The following is a 15,490-nucleotide window of genomic DNA, read 5'->3' as shown; positions in this document are numbered from 1 at the left end:
CCTTCTTGGTGCAGTGCAACAAGGCGCTCCTAGGGCGGCGAGACTTCACTTCGAACACAGGTTGGTGGCGGATGGATCAAGAGCCGATGACGTTGGAACGACGGTCGCGCGGCTGTACGGAGCATTCCCGAAACGCCGTTTTTCCTGCGGGAACGAGCTCGCCGATCCACCCGTTGATCGGGCTCAAGGAGAGAAGCCGTGCAACAACAGATGTCTGTGGTCACCCTCGGGATCGACGACGTCGCGCGCTCGAAGCGGTTCTACGTCGAGGGCTTCGGCTGGACGCCCGCCTTCGACAATGGCGAGGTCGTCTTCTACCAGATGAACGGCTTCGTCCTGGGGACCTGGCTCCGAACGGCGCTGGCGAAGGATTCGGCGCGGCCTGTGGCCAATACGTCAGGCGATATCGCACTCGCACACAACGTCAGCGAGAGCGATGCGGTCGCCCCCCTGATGGACCGGCTGGCCGCGGCGGGCGGGACAATCCTGCGCGCGGCCGAGGCGCCGCCGCACGGGGGGATCAACGGCTATGTCGCCGACCCCGACGGCCACGCCTGGGAAATCGCCTTCAACCCCGCCTGGCCCATTTCACCCGAGGGCTATGTGACGTTCGGGGTCTGATCCCTGAAATCACGGCCTGATGCGGGCCAATGCCAAGGTTCGCGCCGCCTGATAGCCGACAACCGTAGCCTCAGGACCAAACCGTACTCCGTCGCAGACAACTCTCGCGACGAAATCCCAGGTCTCATTCGCCCTGATCGGCATAGCCGGTTCTGGCCCCAGTCCAGTGACCCGACGTCCAGACGCTAAAAAGGCGTCAACCGCGACCTGGCTGACGGTCCGGGCCGAACAATCGATGACCATGCGCGTCGTGTCGTAGGCGATCGAACCACCAGTCACGGGTATCTCGTCGGCATAGACACGAAAAGTCGCGACTTTGACTTGGTCACCTTCGCGTCGGATCGAGTCTTCAATGATGAAGTTGGCGGCCTGATTATTGCCGGCGAACAGCGTCAGCCGCCCCTCCGGAAGGCTGGCGTTCTGTGCCAGGACGGGGGCCGCAAGGCTCCAGATCGCACCAACGGCGAAAAGCGAAATCCTCATAGCCCCCCGCTGTGTTTCTGACCCGCTACTTCTTCGGCGCGTGCTTCTGACCGGTCCGGATACGGCCGGACCTCGACACCTGACGAGCCCCGCCGCGCGCGCCCTTCTGGATCGCCACCGAGGAACCGGCCTTCTTGGACGAGGAGGCCTTCACCCCGCTGATAACGCGCGGCTTGGCGACGCGGGTCTTCTTCTGCTCCAGCGCCTTGCCGGGCAGGTGGGACTCTTCCTCTTCCTTCTTGCGCACCTTGCGCGGCGCGGTCTTGGCGTCGCCTTTGTAGCGTTCGGGGCCGGACTTGGCGCCGCCCGCCGCATAGGGGTTCTCCGAGCCGCCCTTGACCGTCAGCCGGATCGGCACGCCGGGCAGGTCGAAGCTCTCGCGGATCGAATTGGTCAGATAGCGCAGATAGTGGTCCGGCAGATTGCCGCCACGGCTGGCGAACAGCACGAAGGTCGGCGGCCGGGCCTTGGTCTGGGCCATGTATTTGGTCTTGATGCGCTTGCCGTCCACAGCGGGCGGCGGGTGCCTCTGGGTGGCCATGGACAGCCAGTCGTTGAGGTCCTTGGTCTTGACCTTGACCGACCACAGCTCGTGCGCCTTGAGCACCGCCGGCATCAGCCGCTCGACCCCGCGCCCCGAATGGGCCGACAGGGCGACGAAGGGCGAACCCTTGAGCTGCGGCAGCTTGTCGTCGGCCATCCGCTTCAGCTCGGCCATGCGCGCCTGCGGGTTCTCTTCGAGGTCCCATTTGGAGGCGACATAGACGAGCGCCCGCCCCTCGCGCTCGACCAGATCGGCCAGTTGCAGATCCTGGACGTCGAAGGCGTTGTCCTTGTCCATGACCACCACCACGACCTCGGCGAAGGTGATGGCGCGGATGGTGTCGGCGACCGACAGCTTCTCCAGCTTCTCCTGCACCCGGGCCTTGCGACGCATGCCGGCGGTGTCGACCAGACGGATGTTCTGGCCCTCGTACTCCCAGTCGACCGAGATCGAGTCGCGGGTGATCCCGGCCTCGGGACCGGTCAGCAGACGATCCTCGCCGATCAGGCGGTTGATCAGGGTCGACTTGCCGGCGTTCGGACGGCCGATGATGGCGATGCGGATCGGCTTGTCGGGCTCGTCGATCTCTTCGATGAAGATGTCGGCGCTGGCGGTGACGAGGGCGGCGTAGAGATCCGCCATCCCCTCCCCATGCTCGGCCGAGATGGGCACCGGCTCGCCGAAGCCCAGCGAATAGGCTTCGCCCACGCCACCGCCGCTCTCGCGGCTCTCGGACTTGTTGGCCAGCAGGATGACCGGCTTTTCCTGGCGGCGCAGACGCTCGGCGAATATCTCGTCCAGCGAGGTCACGCCCTCGCGCGCGTCCATCATGAACAGGATGACGTCGGCGTCCTCGATGCCTGCCTCGGTCTGTTCGCGCATCCGCGCTTCGAGGCTGTCGTCGGTCACATCCTCATAGCCGGCGGTGTCGATCAGGGTCAGGTCCATATCGCCGATGGTCCCGTCGGCATAGCGACGGTCACGGGTCACGCCCGGGCGATCATCGACCAGCGCGAGGCGCTTTCCGACCAGCCTGTTGAACAGGGTCGATTTGCCCACGTTGGGGCGGCCGACGATGGCGACCTTCAATGCCATGACTGGCCTTCTAACGTGTTTCGGGCGGAAGCGTCAGCGCCTCCGCCCGAAGAAGTGAAACAGGCGAACCCGAAAAGGGTTCGTTTAGCGGATGCAGACCAGCTGGCCCTTGTCGTTCAGGACGTAGAGCGCGCCGTTGTAGGCGGCCGGAGCGATGAAGGCCGGGGCGCCCAGTTTGATCGAGGCGGTCTGGTTTCCGGTCTTGGGATCGAAGGCCACGGCGTCGCCGTCCGAATTGACCAGGACCAGGCGATTGGAGGCCAGGATCGGGCCCGACCATTCCGGATGGACGGTGTGATCCCAGAAGCCGAGGAAGCCGCCTTCCTGACGCACGCGACCGGTGTTCAGATCCTTGGTCCAGTAGACGGCGCCGGTGTCGCGGTTGACCAGGGTCAGTTCGCCCGACTTGGACACCACATAGACCACGTCGCCGGCCGGCAGGGGCGCATTGACCCCCGCGATCGGCAGGGACCACTTCGGCTGGCCGGAGCGGATGTCCATGGCCTGCATCACGCCCGAGTGGCTGACGGCGTAGACGAAGCCGCGCGAGACGACCGGGCGACCGGCGATGTCGCGGATTTCCGACAGGGCGCTGGTGCGGCTGGTGCGCGACAGGACCTGATTCCAGACGGCCTGGCCGTTGGAGGCGCGCAGGGCGACCACTTCGCCGGACGAGAACGGGGCGATGACGGTGTCGCCGACCACGGCCGGGGACGAGGCGCGCATGATGCGGGCCGGTTCGGCGATGCCGCGGTAGGACCAGTCCTGCTGGCCGTTGGCGGTGTTGAAGGCGATGATCTGGTTGTCGATGTCCACGACATAGACGCGCGAGCCGGACACGGTCGGGGCGCCGTGGATCGGGCTGTCGACCGGGACGGTCCAGGCCACGGCGCCAGTGGCGGCGTCCAGCGCCGTCATGGTGCGATAGCCGGAGGAGACGAAGACCTTGCCGCCCGCGACGGCGACGCCGCCGCCGAAGCCGCCGGTCAGGGCTCCGCCCCCGCGAATGCCGATGTTGAAGCCCAGGATGCCGTCGCCACGCTCACGGCCGTCCGGCCGCACATTGTGCTTCCACAGGATCTCGCCCGAGGTGGCGTCCACGGCCGTCACGGTCGATTCGCCGTCCAGGACGAAAACCTTGCCGCCGTCGGCGACGACGGGGGCCATGACCTGGCGGGTCTTGGATGAACCGGCGCCGATGTCGCGCTTCCAGGCCACGCTGAAGTCCGGGGCGGCGATGACGTGCTCGATCGAGTTCTCGGCGTTGCCGCCCGGCAGGGGCCAGGCGGTGGCGGCCTGCGGCCCCGGAATGAAGAAGTCGCGGCCGGCCAGCGCGGCCGAGGGGGCCAACTTCTGTTCAAACTCCAGCACCGAGACGCGTTGGCCGGCGGTGGCGACGGCGGTGTTTTCCTGCTTGCCGCCGAGGCCGAAGGGCAGCATCCGGCGCTGGGCGGCGCAGGAGGCCGCGGTCAGGGCCATGCCGCAGACAAGGGCGATCTTCAGGGCGCGGGTCATGTGCGTCGTGGTCAAGGCGCGATCCGTCATTGTGCGGCGGCCGGAGCGGCCGCTTGAGGTTGAGCAGCGGCAGCCGAGGCCTGGGCTTGGGTCTGAGCCGAAGCGGGCGCCGGCGGCGGCAGGGCCTTCTGGGCCTTGATGATGTCGTTGACGTTGGAGGCCGCGCCGGTGTCGATGGCGTCGATGCACTGCTGGGCGATCTGGCGGACCGAGTCGGGCACGTCCTGACCGAGGGTCAGCTGGACGCACAGGACGCGGGCGTCGGCGGGCTTGCCGGCCTGAAGATTGGCCAGGGCCAGGGCTTCCTGGGCGAACGGGCGAAGCGGGCGGCCTTCGGCGGCCAGAGGCGTCAGACGCTTGATCGCGTCCTCGGTCGTGCCGGTGTCCATGACGATCAGGGCGGCCTTGTAGGCGGCGGTGTCCTTCAGGATCGGATCGCCGGCGGCCTTGGCGGCCTCGTCGAACAGTTCGACCGCCTGGGTCAGGTTGTTGGCCTCAACGGCCAGGCCCGCGCGCTGCTGCAGGGCCAGGACCTTATAGGCGCCGTTGCCTTCCTTCTGGGCCTCCAGGAAGGCCGCGCCGGCGCCGGCGGCGTTGCCCGCCTGAAGCGCTTCCAGACCCCGTTCATAGGCCTGGGAGGCCTTGTCGGCCTTGGAGTTCTGCCACGAATCCCAGCCCCACCAGCCCAGCGCTCCGATCAGGGCCAGCAGCAGGACGCCGCCCACGATCGGACCAATGGTCAGGAAAAGGCGCTTGTACCGGGCGGAGCGAAGCTCCTCCTCGACCTGTTCGAAGACATCAACCACTTAAACGTCGCCCCAAAAGCTATTCGGCAAAACCGCGCGGACCCTAGTGGGTCAACGTCGCTCCCGCAACGCGTCTCAACAGAAGCGCGTTATTGCGAAGCCGGCTTTTTCGAGAAGTAGGTCTCGACTTCGGCAGGAAAACGGCGGGCTTTGACGTCAGAGGCGTAACTTGCGGCCGCCCGGTCGATTTCGGAGCGCAGATCGGCGTACTTGCGCACGAACTTCGGCGTCCAATCGAACATGCCCAGCATGTCGTTGGTCACCAGGATCTGGCCGTCGCACGCCGAGGAGGCGCCGATTCCCACCGTCGGCTTGTCGATGATCTCGGTGATCTCGCGCGCAACGCCCTCGGCCGTGCCCTCGATGACGATGGCGAAGGCGCCGGCGTCGGCGGTGGCCTCGGCCTCGGCGATGACCCTCAGACGCTCGTCGTCGGTCTTGCCCTTGGCCTTGAACGCCCCGTCGGTCAGCACCGCCTGGGGCCGCAAACCCACGTGACCCATGACCGGAATGCCGCGCTGGACCAGATAGGCGATGGTTTCCGGCACCGTCGGGCCGCTTTCCAGCTTCACCCCCTGGGCGCCCGTCTCCTTCATCACCCGCGCACAGTTCTCATAGGCGATCTCCTTGCCGCCTTCGTAAGAGCCGAAGGGCATGTCGATGACGACCATGGCCTTCTTCGAACCCCGCATGACCGCCTGGCCGTGCAGGATCATCATCTCCAGGGTCACGCCGACGGTGTTGGGCAGGCCGTGCACCACCATGCCCACGCTGTCGCCGACCAGCAGCAGGTCGCAATGCTCGTCCAGAAGCGCCGCGGTCGGGGCGTCATAGGCGGTCAGGCAGACGATGGGCTCGCCGCCCTTGCGCCGCATGATGTCCGGGGCCGCGAGACGGCGGACCGTTTCCTGCTTCTGGCTCGACATGGGCTTCAGGCTTCCTGGGACAGTTTCATCACACCGGCGGCCGCAAGCGCGATCAGGGCGCCCGCCGCGATCCAGAATAGCTGAATACCCCCCATCGACCCAAGCGACAGATCGCCCATGCCGGTCTGGTTCAGCAGGGACTGGATCGCATCCTGGGTCCCGACGCTGGCTGCCTGGATGCCCTGTCCCAGGGCCCGACCGGCCACCGGCGCCTCGCCGGAGCCGAAGTTCAGGCTGACGTGCATCGTCTCGTTGACCGCCAGCGCGCCCCCGATCAGCCCGGCCAGGGTCAGGGCCAGGGTGCGGACCCGGGACCCGGAGGCCAGTTTCGCCTCCACACCGGCGATGAACAGCGGCGCATCGGCCATCGTCGGCGTCCGGGCGAACAGGCGCTCGATCTCGGGATCGAACTCATCAACCGACATGTGACGCTCTCCCTGAAAGAGGCGGCTCCGGCCGAAGCCGGGCGCGGAGTTTATCCAGACCACGTTTGACATGAGACTTCACCGTACCAAGCGGCAGATTCATGGCGGCCGCGATTTCAGGGTGGGACATCCCCGCCCCGTGACAGAGTGAGACGCACAGCCGCTCGGTCTCGTTCAGCGACTTGAGCGCCTCGTCGAGGTCGACCAGGCCGGGTGTGTCGATGACCGGGGCGACATCTTCCGTCTCGATTTCCGAGACATAGCGAGCGTCCTTCGACTTCCGCTTCAGATAGAGACGCGCGGCGATCCGCTTCACCCAGGCGGCGAAGGTGCCCTCCCCCCGGAATTCGGCGCACCGCTGGAAGGCGGTCAGGAAGGCGTCCTGGGCCACGTCGTCGGCTTCGGACGCCTGGGCGCCCATGCGGCGCAGCAGGGCCCGGACGGCGGAGCCGTGCCGACGCACCAACTCGCCGAACTCCCGCCGCCCGCCCGCCGCCGCGAGGGCGGCGAGCTCGACATCGTGCAAGTCCATCAGGGACTTGGTCATTACAGTTTCCCCCTGTCGTGACCGCCGCTCAATCCTTGTTCTTGTTGAAGAAGCTCAGGACGATGAAGGCCAGACCGATGGTGACCGGGATGCAGGCGACGCCGAACAGGCCGTTGCCGATGTGCTGCGGACCGTCCCAGCCGTCGTGGCTCCAGCCCAGTTCACCGACGGCGCCGAAGGCGGCGATGCCGATGCCCACGGCCAGCCAGATGATGCCGCGGCGGATGTCGCGGGTGCGCGACGGGACGTTCTTGGTGGCTTCCTTGCTCATCGCCTCGATCACCTCGGGCGGCAGGGGCTGGCCCTTGTCGATAGCGGCCCGGACGGTGGCCTGAAGTTCCTGGCGCTCCTTGCTCTTCAGATATTGCGGTCCGAAGACGATGGCGACCAGCGAGCCGAAGACGGCGAAGATGGCGAAAACGGGAATGAAGTCTTCCATGGCGTAACCCCTGTTTGGACTGTGAACCGGAGCCTGACGCCCCGGCCTTCTGACAACAAGAGGCGGCCAGATCGCCGTATGGATGCGCGGCCCGACGTGAAACTTTCGTAAGGCGGCGAACCGCCCGCGCGATCAGGCCCGGCGGTAGCGCCTCAAGATCTGAATCAGCCAGAGCGCCGTCGCCCCGGTCACCCCGACGACAGCCAGCACCGGCAGCAGGTCCGGCGTCGCCGACCCCGCCTGCTCCAGCATCCGCGCCGCCTCGGGCCACAGGGGCTGCAGGCCCCACAGGCCGGCCGCAGCCGCCACGGCCAGCGGAACCATGGCCGCGATCCGCGCCTGGAAACGCCGCGTGGCGATACGCTGAACCATACGCGCCTCGAACGCGAAGTCCCGCGCCGGGGGCGCCTCGGCCGCGAACAGGGCGGCCATCTTCTGTTCAGGCGTCATCGGATCCTCCGAGCGCTTTCAGCAATTTCGCCCGTCCACGCAGAACATGCGACTTCACCGTGCCCAACGGCAAGCCCAAAGCCTGGGCCGCCTCGGCGTTGGAGAAGCCGTCCGCGAGGCACAGGGCCACACAGGCCCTGACATCGGGGGCCAGTTCGCCCATGGCCCCCGCCATGGCCATCCGGTCGGTGTGCGAGACGCCGGCGGGCGTCTCCAGCGCGTCCAGCCAGTCGCGGTCCCGCCGCGCGCCGCGCTGGGCGCTCCTGATCCGGTCCTGGGCCCGGCGCCAGGCGATGCCCAGCAGCCAGGAGCGCACGCCCTCCGGGTCCTTCAACGACCGCATCGAGCGCCAGGCGGCCAGAAAGGTCTCCTGCGCCACATCGTCGGCCTCGCCCCAGCCGCCGCCCAGCGTGCGGCGCAGGAAGGCGCGGACCACCGCCTGATGCCGCTGGACCAGCCGCCCGAAGGCCGCGTCCGATCCGGCGCGGGCGGCCCGCGCCAGATCGCCGTCGGTGACGATGGTCATCCCCCTGCCCCATCCCGGCCCCGGTCAGAGGCGCGGCCGCCGGAACAGCAGGGCGTTGATCAGCGACCACACCGCCACCGCCGCCATGACCATGGAGACGATCACGAAGGCCCCGCTGTTGCCGTCGATCCCCATGAACGCCCCGATGCCGAAGCCCGCCGACAGGATCACGAACAGCCCGACCAACGACCAGTAGTGGGCCGGTGTCCGGTCGCGCCGCGCCTCCCGCTCATCCCCATCCAGTTCCAGCGGCGCGTCCAGCTGTTTGAGCAGGGCTTCGGGCGGCTCCATCCCCTTGTCCGCATAGCTGCGGATCAGGTCCATCATCGCCTTCTGCTGGCGCAGCTTCAGCCAGCTCTGGAAGGCGGCATAGATCATCCCGCCGACCGGAAAGATCAGCCACCAATAGGATCGAAACAGGTCTTCCATGGTCTTCATCCCATCACGCCGGGCCCATCGCCCACGCTTTCAAAGGGTAGTCGGCGCCGGACGCGGCATTGGATGCAGCCCGGCGACAGTCGGATCGAATTTATCATCGAACGCTGGTTTGAACCCTCGACAACCGTCCGCTTACGGTCAAGGCTGATCGCCTGAAACGCCGCCCGTGCGGCCCTTAGGGAGGAACTGCGATGCTTCTGCCCCAGCTTTCGGCCCTGGGCTGGTTCCACACCCTGGGCAGCCTGCCCGCCGTGCCCCTGGCCCTCTATATGCTGATCCGCCACGGCCGGGTGACGCCCGAGGCCGTGATCGGCAAGGCCTGGCTGGTCTTCATGTTCATCGGGGCGATCTCGGGCGTTCTGGTGATCAAGGACGCGCCGGGCGTCGCCATCTCCATCCTCAGCCTCGGCTCCCTGACGGTCGGCTCGACGGTGCACAAGGCGACCTTCCTGGGTCGCCATCGCGACTGGATCCAGACCGTGGCCCTCAGCACCGCCGTCTTCACCCTGTTCCTGCCCAGCGTGACCGAGACCCTGACCCGCCTGCCCGCCGGCCATCCGATCGCGGCCAGTCCGCAGGCGCCGCTGGTCGTCGCCTTCCAGCTCAGCCTCCTCGTCGTCCTGATCGTGGGGGTGACACTACAGTTGATGTTCCTCAAGCGGCCGACACCGGCTACGGTCGCCGCCTGACGTCATTTCGAGGAGCTCCCCATGTCCCAGGTCACCTATCGCATCGTCGAACACGACGGCGGCTGGGCCTACAAGCTGGGGGACACCTTCTCCGAAACCTTCCCCGACCACGACAGCGCCCGCGCCGGCGCCGTGCGCGCCTCGCGTGAACAGCGCTCGCCCGACGAGACCGCCTTCATCGAATACGAGAACACCTCGGGCCAGTGGATCACCGAACGCGCCGACGGCCACGATCGTCCCGAGACCAGCGTCGAGGGCTGATCGCCCTCAGCCGAGGGCGATCGCGTAGACGTCCGGCTTGAAGCCGACGATGCGCCGGTCGCCCAGGTCCAGCACCGGCCGTTTGATCATCGACGGCTGGGCCAGCATCAGCGCGATCGCCTTGTCGGCGTTCAGGTCGGCGCGATCCGCGTCCGGCAGCTTTTTGAACGTCGTGCCAGCGCGGTTCAGCACCGTCTCCCAGCCGTGCTCGGCGACCCACCGCTCCAGCGAGGCCCGGTCGATCGCGGCCTTCTTGTAGTCATGGAATTCGAACGCCACCCCGTTCGCCCCCAGCCAGTCCCGCGCCTTCTTGACGGTGTCGCAGTTGGGGATTCCGTACATGGTGGCGGTCATCTGAGGCTCTCCTGAAGGCCGCCGGTGCATACGGGACCTCGGGAGCGCAGGCCAGACGAAACCCGCCATTGTCGGCGTCCGTCAGTGGCCGGACAACTGCTCCGATTTCGCGAGCGCGACGTCGGCCCGGTCGAGAGTGGCTCGCGCCTTCTGATAGGACGCCGGTTCCTGGGGGTTCACTCTGGCAACCGCGTCGCGTGACGCCGACACGGCCTCACGAGCATCGGACAGTGCGGCGCGTTCCGCCTCGGCCGCGACCTCTGACCTGTAGTTCAGACCAAACAGAGCCAGCGCCACAACGATCATCGCCGCGCCCAGCCCCCTTCGCCAACCCCGCCCGTCCCTCGGCGGTGGATAGGCTTCAAGCGACCGGCGCTCCTCGAAGAAGGCTTCCGGCGCGCCGGCTCGCAGCTGACTCAGGCGCCGGCCGTGCGTCTCGTCCGCGCGCGGCCCCAACAAGCCGGGCCAGAACAGCAGACTCACGCCGACGACGAGAAGGAATATCTGACCGCCCATGGGCCCAGACTGTCGGAGAACCTCAGCGTGTGCAATGGCGCCTTTCGCGGACGCCAGGGCAAGGACCAATCGTCCTCGAAACCCCGCCATCTTGCATTTAACCTATCGGTTATCTAAAGTGCCCTCCAACGACAAGGAGGACGCCCATGCCCGCCGTCAGTTTTTCCCGGAACAAGATCACCCCCTTCCTCTGGTTCGACAGCCAGGCCGAGGAGGCCGCGCGTTTCTACGCCGGCCTGTTCGAGGATTCGAAGATCATCAGCGCCAGTCCGATGATGTGCGAGTTCCAGTTGGCGGGTCAGAGCTTCCTCGCCCTCAACGGCGGCCCACGCTTCCCCTTCACCGAGGCCGTCTCCCTCTATGTCTCGTGCGAGGATCAGGCCGAGGTCGACCGGCTGTGGGACGCCCTGACCGCCGACGGCGGCGCCGAGAGCCAATGCGGCTGGCTCAAGGACAAATACGGCCTGTCCTGGCAGATCATCCCCGAGGCCCTGCCCCGCTATATGCAGGACCCGGACCGGGCGAAGGCGGAGCGCGCCATGCAGGCCATGCTGAAGATGCGGAAAATCGTGGTCGCCGACCTCGACGCCGCCGCGGCCGGCTAGGCTTCCAGCGGCCAGCGCCCGATGTGTTCGTGCACCCCCTGCCCCAGCAGGCTGCGCACCAGCACCAGCTCCCGCACCGTCCATGAGATCGGCGCGATCGGGTCGGGTTCGATCATCGGGTCGTCGTAGAGCAGGGTCACATGCGGGGTGAAGGCGCCCGCCGTCTTGACCCCCTGCCCGGCCAGCGCCATCCCCAGGGCCGCGCGATAGGCCTGCAGATCCGCCAGCGCATCCTCACTGCCTTTGAGAATGAACGGGCGGTTACCGGGACGCCCCGAGAAACTCGTCGCATGGTCAAAGTTCACCTCGAACGGCGCGGCCCTCATCGCCTCGGCGGCGGCAACGGTCCGGCGCACCAGATCCTGCGGCAGGCCCGCGAAATCGCCGAGATGGAAGAGGGTAATGTGCAAACGGTCCGGCTCATGAACCGGCCTCTTGAGGCCATGCTTGCGCTTCAGCTCCTCGCCCAGACCGGCGATGACGGCAGCCGTCGCCGCGTTGGGGAAAAGGCCCAGGAACAGGCGGTCCGTCGGCGTCTTGGAGGCCTCTCCGAACAGGTCGGCGGTCTCAGCCATTGGCGCTCTCCGGCGGCCGGGTCAGGGTATAGGGCTGATAGACGGCCCTGAACTCGGGCATGGCCTCGCAGCGGTCGGCATGGGCGGTCAGGGCCTTGAACCCCGTCATGTCGAAGGCGCCGTCCAGAGCCTCGGTCAGGAAGCGGTACGTCGTCCCCATCAGGATGTCCGCATGGCTGATCGTCTCGCCGAACAGCCAGGTTCCGCTCCGGCCTGCCCGCTCGGCCTCCAGCGCATCAAGCCCCTCGCCGACCTGGGTCCGGCAGCGCTGGACCCACATCGGCAGCCCTTCGCGGAAGGCCTTCTCATAGAGCAGGCTGACGCCCTTGTCGGCGACGCCGCCGGCCAGGGCGCACAGGCGCAGCAGCTCGCGCCGCTCCGCCCCCTTGCGGTCGAGGAAGGCGTTCTCGCCCTGCCCGGCGTCGATGATCTCGAGGATCGACCCACTGTCCATCAGGCTGAAGCCGTCGTCGAACACCAGCGTCGGCACCCGGCGCAGCGGATTGTATTGCGCGATCCGATCCGCATTCCCGAAGGTGGACCACGGCGCATGCTCATAGGCGACGCCGTAAAGCTTCAGCGCTACCGCAACGCGCCGGACGAAGGGCGAGTCGTATTGTCCGATCAGCAGCACCGGCGCGGTCCTCTCACAGGCAGGGATCAACCGCGATCCTGCCCGTCCTCCCGGCCGATGTCGATCATGACCGCGCCGGAACGCGCGGTCGCCGGGCCCTATTTGCGCTGGACCTCGAGGGTGTAGGCCCCCTTCTGGCCCTGGGCGAAGCTGCGGGCGCGGATGATGTAGGTCCCGGCATCCTCGACCGTCCATTCGACCTTGGCGTGGGTGTCCGACAGGCTGTCGTCGTCGCTGATCGTGCTCTCCCACGTCCCGCCGTTCATCTTGCCGATGTCAAGATAGGCGTCGAAGTCGTTGGACACGAGCGTGATGTCCAGCTTGTCGCCCTCGGCGACGGTGATCGCATAGGCGTCGAAGAAGCTGCCGTCGTCGGCGATGCCGTCGTTCTCATCCAGCGTGCCGCGCGCGGTGGCGCCGATCAGGATGCTGCCCGGCTCGGGTTGCGGTCCCTTGTCGGTCAGTTCGATCGAGAACAGCCCCTTCTCGTCCGCCCCCAGGGGCGAGGCGCGGATCACATAGTCGCCGGTCTCCGGCAGGATGTAGTTCAGACGCGAGTCCGTACCCTCGCCCAGACCGTCGTCGTCGCTGCTCAGGGCCTCGAAATCGCCGTCACCCTTGCTGATTTGCAGATAGGTGTCGAAGTCGCCGGACCGCATCACGATCTGGACGCGGTTGCCCTCCGTGCCGTGGAACCCATAGGCCAGATAGGCGCGGCCGTCGTCGTCCCGGCCGCCGTCGGTCTTGATCTCGCCCTGCACGGTTTCCCCGAACGCCAGGGGCACGGCTTCAGGCGCCGGGGCGGCCTCGGCCAGGCTGATCTTGTAGGCGCCTTCGGTGACGTCGCCGACCGAGCGGACCTGCAGCGTATAGGTCCCGGCGTCCTTGAGCGTGGCGATCAGGCGGGAATCCGTGTCGTCGCCGCTGTCGTCGTCCTGATCCAGGCTCTGACCGTCGGGACCGAACAGTTCAAGGAAGGTGTCCAGGGTGTCCGAGCTCGCCGTCGCCTCGATGCGCTGGCCGGCGGTCGCGGTGAAGCTGTAGGCGTCGGCGCGCGCCCCCGTGTCGTTGGAGCCGTCGTCCGGGCTCAGCGCCCCGTCCTTCGTCTCGCCCAGGGCGATCGGCGTGGCCCGCAGGGCGGGCGGGCCCTCTTGCAGCGACAGGGTGTAGTCGCCCTCGCTGTCGGCGCCGAGGGGCGTCGCGCGAATGATGAACTCGCCCGAGCTCGGGGCCGTGAAGACCAGGAAGGAGTCCAGTCCGCCGTCGCCGGAATCGTCGTTCTGAGCCAGTTCGACGAAGTTTCCGTGGTCCATGCGCCCGACCTTGACCACCGGATCGAGGCTCTCGGTATCCTGGGACTTCATGGCGATGGCGAAGCGCTGCCCGGCGCGGGCGCGGAAGGCGTAGGCGTCATAGCGCAGGCCGGTTTCGTCGTCCTCGGGATCGTTGGCCGAGATCGATCCCGAAACGGTCCGTCCCATGCGAATGCCGGTCGGGCGCGGGGCGCGGGGGGCGGGCGGACGTTCGGCCAGCGACAGGCTGTAGGCGCCGCCATCGAGGCCCGACAGGGTCCGGACACGCAGGGTGTAGGCGCCGTCGGCCGGGGCCGCGAACCGCAGCCGCGAGTTGGTCCCCTCGGCCAGTCCGTCGTCGTCGGAAGCCAGGGGGCCGTCCTCGGCCTCTTCCTGACCGGCGCGGAAGACCTCCAGATAGGTGTCGAAGGCGTCGGAGCGCATGACGGCCTCCAGACGCTGCCCGGCGCGGGCCGTGAACCGATAGTCCTCGAACCGGTACTGGCCGTCCCCGGATCCCAGCGTCGCATCACGGTCGTTCAGGGCGCCTTCAGTGCTGGCCCCGATCGCGATCGGCGTCGGCGCGTCTGACTGGGCCGCCGCCTGACCCGCGCTAAGAACGCTGGCCCCCGCCGCGAGCGCCAGGGCGCTGACGGTGGCGGTGATCACGGAACGGCGCATGGAATCCCCCGGGTTGTGTCGGCGATACATAGACGCCGAACCGCCTCCACTGTAAATCGCCCGCATCTGAACGAAACCTGACGGAAGCTGCTTTCATGGCGGAAAACGACGCGCGCGCCCGGATCATCGATGGAAAGGCCTTCGCCGCCGGTCTGGTGGAGCGCGTGACCGCCGCTTCCGACCGCCTCAAGGCCGATCACGGGGTCACGCCGGGCCTGGCCGTCGTCATCGTCGGCGAGGATCCGGCCAGCCAGATCTATGTCCGCAACAAGGGCGAACGCACCCGCGAGGCGGGTATGCGCTCCGACACGCATCGCCTGCCCGAGACCACGTCGCAGGCCGAGTTGCTGGCCCTGATCGCCGATCTGAACGCCGATGCGGGCATCCACGGCATCCTGGTCCAGTTGCCCCTGCCCACCGGCATCGACAGCACCGTGGTTCTCGACGCCATCGACCCGGACAAGGACGTCGACGGCTTCCACGTGGTCAACGCCGGACGCCTGGCCGTCGGCCTGCCCGGCATGGTGCCCTGCACCCCCCTGGGCTCGGTCATGCTGCTCAAGGACGCGCTCGGCGACCTGTCGGGCCTGAACGCCGTCATCGTCGGCCGTTCCAACATCGTCGGCAAGCCGATGGCCCAGCTGCTGCTGGCCCAGAACTGCACGGTCACCATCGCCCATTCGCGCAGCCGCGACCTGCCCGCCATCTGCCGCGAGGCCGACATCCTGGTCGCCGCCGTCGGCCGTCCCGAGATGATCAAGGGCGACTGGATCAAGCCCGGCGCGACAATCATCGACGTCGGCATCAACCGCGTCCCCTCGGCCGATCCGGTCAAGGCCGCCGAGGGCAAGACCCGCGTCGTCGGCGACGTCGCCTTCGCCGAGGCCGCCGTGGTCGCCGGCGCGATCACCCCTGTGCCCGGCGGCGTCGGCCCCATGACCATCGCGTGTCTGCTGGCCAACACCTATGTCGCGGCCTGCCGCGCAAATAGCGTCGAACCGGCATCTCTTGACGCTTGAAGCGTAACGCCTGACCGCTAATAGTCCGACTCGGTCGTCAGAAGAGCGG

General features: G+C 67.5%; 21 protein-coding genes. 5 read left to right on the top strand and 16 right to left on the bottom strand.

Annotation, left to right across the window (positions count from 1 at the left end; genetic code table 11):
- Positions 1-198 precede the first annotated feature (198 nt).
- Positions 199-621: a VOC family protein gene (locus ACW172_RS16280; RefSeq protein ID WP_492032482.1), complete on the top strand. Its 423-nt coding sequence runs from the start codon at positions 199-201 to the stop codon at positions 619-621.
- A 9-nt stretch (positions 622-630) separates the two neighbouring features.
- Here ACW172_RS16280 and ACW172_RS16275 read toward each other — a convergent pair whose 3' ends face one another.
- From ACW172_RS16275 to ACW172_RS16225, 11 genes are all read right to left on the bottom strand, one after another.
- Positions 631-1,104, bottom strand: a complete 474-nt coding sequence (locus ACW172_RS16275) for a surface-adhesin E family protein (protein WP_492032481.1) — start codon at positions 1,102-1,104, stop codon at positions 631-633.
- Between the two features lie 25 nt (positions 1,105-1,129).
- A complete protein-coding gene (der, locus tag ACW172_RS16270) occupies positions 1,130-2,743 on the bottom strand; it encodes a ribosome biogenesis GTPase Der (protein WP_492032480.1) in 1,614 nt (537 codons plus the stop codon).
- 84 nt (positions 2,744-2,827) lie between these two features.
- Positions 2,828-4,273 carry a PQQ-like beta-propeller repeat protein gene (locus tag ACW172_RS16265; RefSeq protein ID WP_492032479.1) on the bottom strand — a complete coding sequence of 482 codons (1,446 nt, stop codon included), beginning with the start codon at positions 4,271-4,273 and terminating at the stop codon, positions 2,828-2,830.
- Between the two features lie 11 nt (positions 4,274-4,284).
- On the bottom strand, positions 4,285-5,064 hold the full coding sequence (locus ACW172_RS16260) for a tetratricopeptide repeat protein (RefSeq protein ID WP_492032478.1): 780 nt from the start codon (positions 5,062-5,064) through the stop codon (positions 4,285-4,287).
- Between the two features lie 89 nt (positions 5,065-5,153).
- Positions 5,154-5,990, bottom strand: a complete 837-nt coding sequence (gene panB, locus ACW172_RS16255) for a 3-methyl-2-oxobutanoate hydroxymethyltransferase (RefSeq protein ID WP_492032477.1) — start codon at positions 5,988-5,990, stop codon at positions 5,154-5,156.
- A 5-nt stretch (positions 5,991-5,995) separates the two neighbouring features.
- Positions 5,996-6,415 carry a hypothetical protein gene (locus tag ACW172_RS16250; protein WP_492032476.1) on the bottom strand — a complete coding sequence of 140 codons (420 nt, stop codon included), beginning with the start codon at positions 6,413-6,415 and terminating at the stop codon, positions 5,996-5,998.
- Positions 6,405-6,962: an RNA polymerase sigma factor gene (locus tag ACW172_RS16245; protein ID WP_492032475.1), complete on the bottom strand. Its 558-nt coding sequence runs from the start codon at positions 6,960-6,962 to the stop codon at positions 6,405-6,407. The genes ACW172_RS16250 and ACW172_RS16245 overlap by 11 nt, the downstream gene beginning before the upstream one ends.
- A gap of 28 nt (positions 6,963-6,990) precedes the next feature.
- Positions 6,991-7,401, bottom strand: a complete 411-nt coding sequence (locus ACW172_RS16240) for a DUF6249 domain-containing protein (protein WP_492032474.1) — start codon at positions 7,399-7,401, stop codon at positions 6,991-6,993.
- Between the two features lie 132 nt (positions 7,402-7,533).
- Entirely contained in the window at positions 7,534-7,851 is a 318-nt protein-coding gene (locus ACW172_RS16235) for a hypothetical protein (RefSeq protein WP_492032473.1), read from the bottom strand.
- A complete protein-coding gene (locus ACW172_RS16230) occupies positions 7,841-8,377 on the bottom strand; it encodes an RNA polymerase sigma factor (protein ID WP_492032472.1) in 537 nt (178 codons plus the stop codon). Before ACW172_RS16230 ends, ACW172_RS16235 begins: the two co-directional genes overlap by 11 nt.
- Before the next feature lie 24 nt (positions 8,378-8,401).
- Positions 8,402-8,806, bottom strand: coding sequence for a hypothetical protein (locus ACW172_RS16225; protein ID WP_492032471.1), 405 nt, complete (start codon positions 8,804-8,806; stop codon positions 8,402-8,404).
- 200 nt (positions 8,807-9,006) lie between these two features.
- On the opposite strand from ACW172_RS16225, the gene ACW172_RS16220 reads away from it, so the two are divergent.
- Together ACW172_RS16220 and ACW172_RS16215 are read left to right on the top strand one after the other, a co-directional pair.
- Positions 9,007-9,504 carry a DUF2306 domain-containing protein gene (locus ACW172_RS16220; RefSeq protein ID WP_492032470.1) on the top strand — a complete coding sequence of 166 codons (498 nt, stop codon included), beginning with the start codon at positions 9,007-9,009 and terminating at the stop codon, positions 9,502-9,504.
- 21 nt (positions 9,505-9,525) lie between these two features.
- A complete protein-coding gene (locus tag ACW172_RS16215) occupies positions 9,526-9,765 on the top strand; it encodes a hypothetical protein (RefSeq protein ID WP_492032469.1) in 240 nt (79 codons plus the stop codon).
- 6 nt (positions 9,766-9,771) lie between these two features.
- Here the strand turns inward: ACW172_RS16215 and ACW172_RS16210 are convergent, their stop codons facing one another.
- Together ACW172_RS16210 and ACW172_RS16205 are read right to left on the bottom strand one after the other, a co-directional pair.
- Complete coding sequence (locus ACW172_RS16210) at positions 9,772-10,119, bottom strand: arsenate reductase (protein ID WP_492032468.1); 348 nt, start codon at positions 10,117-10,119, stop codon at positions 9,772-9,774.
- Positions 10,120-10,200: 81 nt separating this feature from the next.
- Complete coding sequence (locus ACW172_RS16205) at positions 10,201-10,635, bottom strand: hypothetical protein (protein WP_492032467.1); 435 nt, start codon at positions 10,633-10,635, stop codon at positions 10,201-10,203.
- A gap of 146 nt (positions 10,636-10,781) precedes the next feature.
- Between ACW172_RS16205 and ACW172_RS16200 the strand changes: the two genes are divergently transcribed.
- Positions 10,782-11,240, top strand: a complete 459-nt coding sequence (locus ACW172_RS16200) for a VOC family protein (protein WP_492032466.1) — start codon at positions 10,782-10,784, stop codon at positions 11,238-11,240.
- On the opposite strand, the gene ACW172_RS16195 is transcribed toward ACW172_RS16200, so the two are convergent.
- The 3 genes from ACW172_RS16195 to ACW172_RS16185 form a co-directional block, all read right to left on the bottom strand.
- Positions 11,237-11,815 carry a 2'-5' RNA ligase family protein gene (locus ACW172_RS16195; protein ID WP_492032465.1) on the bottom strand — a complete coding sequence of 193 codons (579 nt, stop codon included), beginning with the start codon at positions 11,813-11,815 and terminating at the stop codon, positions 11,237-11,239. The genes ACW172_RS16200 and ACW172_RS16195 overlap by 4 nt on opposite strands.
- Positions 11,808-12,449: a glutathione S-transferase family protein gene (locus ACW172_RS16190; protein ID WP_492032464.1), complete on the bottom strand. Its 642-nt coding sequence runs from the start codon at positions 12,447-12,449 to the stop codon at positions 11,808-11,810. Before ACW172_RS16190 ends, ACW172_RS16195 begins: the two co-directional genes overlap by 8 nt.
- A 98-nt stretch (positions 12,450-12,547) precedes the next feature.
- Complete coding sequence (locus ACW172_RS16185; RefSeq protein WP_492032463.1) at positions 12,548-14,422, bottom strand: PPC domain-containing protein; 1,875 nt, start codon at positions 14,420-14,422, stop codon at positions 12,548-12,550.
- Positions 14,423-14,517: 95 nt separating this feature from the next.
- Here ACW172_RS16185 and folD point away from each other — a divergent pair, with 95 nt between their 5' ends.
- Positions 14,518-15,441, top strand: coding sequence for a bifunctional methylenetetrahydrofolate dehydrogenase/methenyltetrahydrofolate cyclohydrolase FolD (gene folD, locus ACW172_RS16180; RefSeq protein ID WP_492032462.1), 924 nt, complete (start codon positions 14,518-14,520; stop codon positions 15,439-15,441).
- Positions 15,442-15,490 lie beyond the last annotated feature (49 nt).

The organism is Brevundimonas sp. ALps5 (assembly GCF_058681645.1).
Note: the sequence above shows the minus strand (reverse complement) of the source record. Positions and strands in the feature narration are given on the sequence as shown.

Excerpts from the sequence above, each read along its gene's own strand:
- ACW172_RS16250 (WP_492032476.1), bottom strand. The coding sequence starts at position 6,415 with ATGTCGGTTGATGAGTTCGATCCCGAGATCGAGCGCCTGTTCGCCCGG.
- ACW172_RS16210 (WP_492032468.1), bottom strand. The coding sequence starts at position 10,119 with ATGACCGCCACCATGTACGGAATCCCCAACTGCGACACCGTCAAGAAG.
- der (WP_492032480.1), bottom strand. The coding sequence starts at position 2,743 with ATGGCATTGAAGGTCGCCATCGTCGGCCGCCCCAACGTGGGCAAATCG.
- ACW172_RS16195 (WP_492032465.1), bottom strand. The coding sequence starts at position 11,815 with ATGGCTGAGACCGCCGACCTGTTCGGAGAGGCCTCCAAGACGCCGACG.
- ACW172_RS16205 (WP_492032467.1), bottom strand. The coding sequence starts at position 10,635 with ATGGGCGGTCAGATATTCCTTCTCGTCGTCGGCGTGAGTCTGCTGTTC.
- ACW172_RS16230 (WP_492032472.1), bottom strand. The coding sequence starts at position 8,377 with ATGACCATCGTCACCGACGGCGATCTGGCGCGGGCCGCCCGCGCCGGA.
- ACW172_RS16215 (WP_492032469.1), top strand. The coding sequence starts at position 9,526 with ATGTCCCAGGTCACCTATCGCATCGTCGAACACGACGGCGGCTGGGCC.
- ACW172_RS16200 (WP_492032466.1), top strand. The coding sequence starts at position 10,782 with ATGCCCGCCGTCAGTTTTTCCCGGAACAAGATCACCCCCTTCCTCTGG.
- ACW172_RS16240 (WP_492032474.1), bottom strand. The coding sequence starts at position 7,401 with ATGGAAGACTTCATTCCCGTTTTCGCCATCTTCGCCGTCTTCGGCTCG.
- ACW172_RS16235 (WP_492032473.1), bottom strand. The coding sequence starts at position 7,851 with ATGACGCCTGAACAGAAGATGGCCGCCCTGTTCGCGGCCGAGGCGCCC.
- ACW172_RS16225 (WP_492032471.1), bottom strand. The coding sequence starts at position 8,806 with ATGGAAGACCTGTTTCGATCCTATTGGTGGCTGATCTTTCCGGTCGGC.
- ACW172_RS16275 (WP_492032481.1), bottom strand. The coding sequence starts at position 1,104 with ATGAGGATTTCGCTTTTCGCCGTTGGTGCGATCTGGAGCCTTGCGGCC.
- ACW172_RS16220 (WP_492032470.1), top strand. The coding sequence starts at position 9,007 with ATGCTTCTGCCCCAGCTTTCGGCCCTGGGCTGGTTCCACACCCTGGGC.
- folD (WP_492032462.1), top strand. The coding sequence starts at position 14,518 with ATGGCGGAAAACGACGCGCGCGCCCGGATCATCGATGGAAAGGCCTTC.
- ACW172_RS16185 (WP_492032463.1), bottom strand. The coding sequence starts at position 14,422 with ATGCGCCGTTCCGTGATCACCGCCACCGTCAGCGCCCTGGCGCTCGCG.
- panB (WP_492032477.1), bottom strand. The coding sequence starts at position 5,990 with ATGTCGAGCCAGAAGCAGGAAACGGTCCGCCGTCTCGCGGCCCCGGAC.
- ACW172_RS16245 (WP_492032475.1), bottom strand. The coding sequence starts at position 6,962 with ATGACCAAGTCCCTGATGGACTTGCACGATGTCGAGCTCGCCGCCCTC.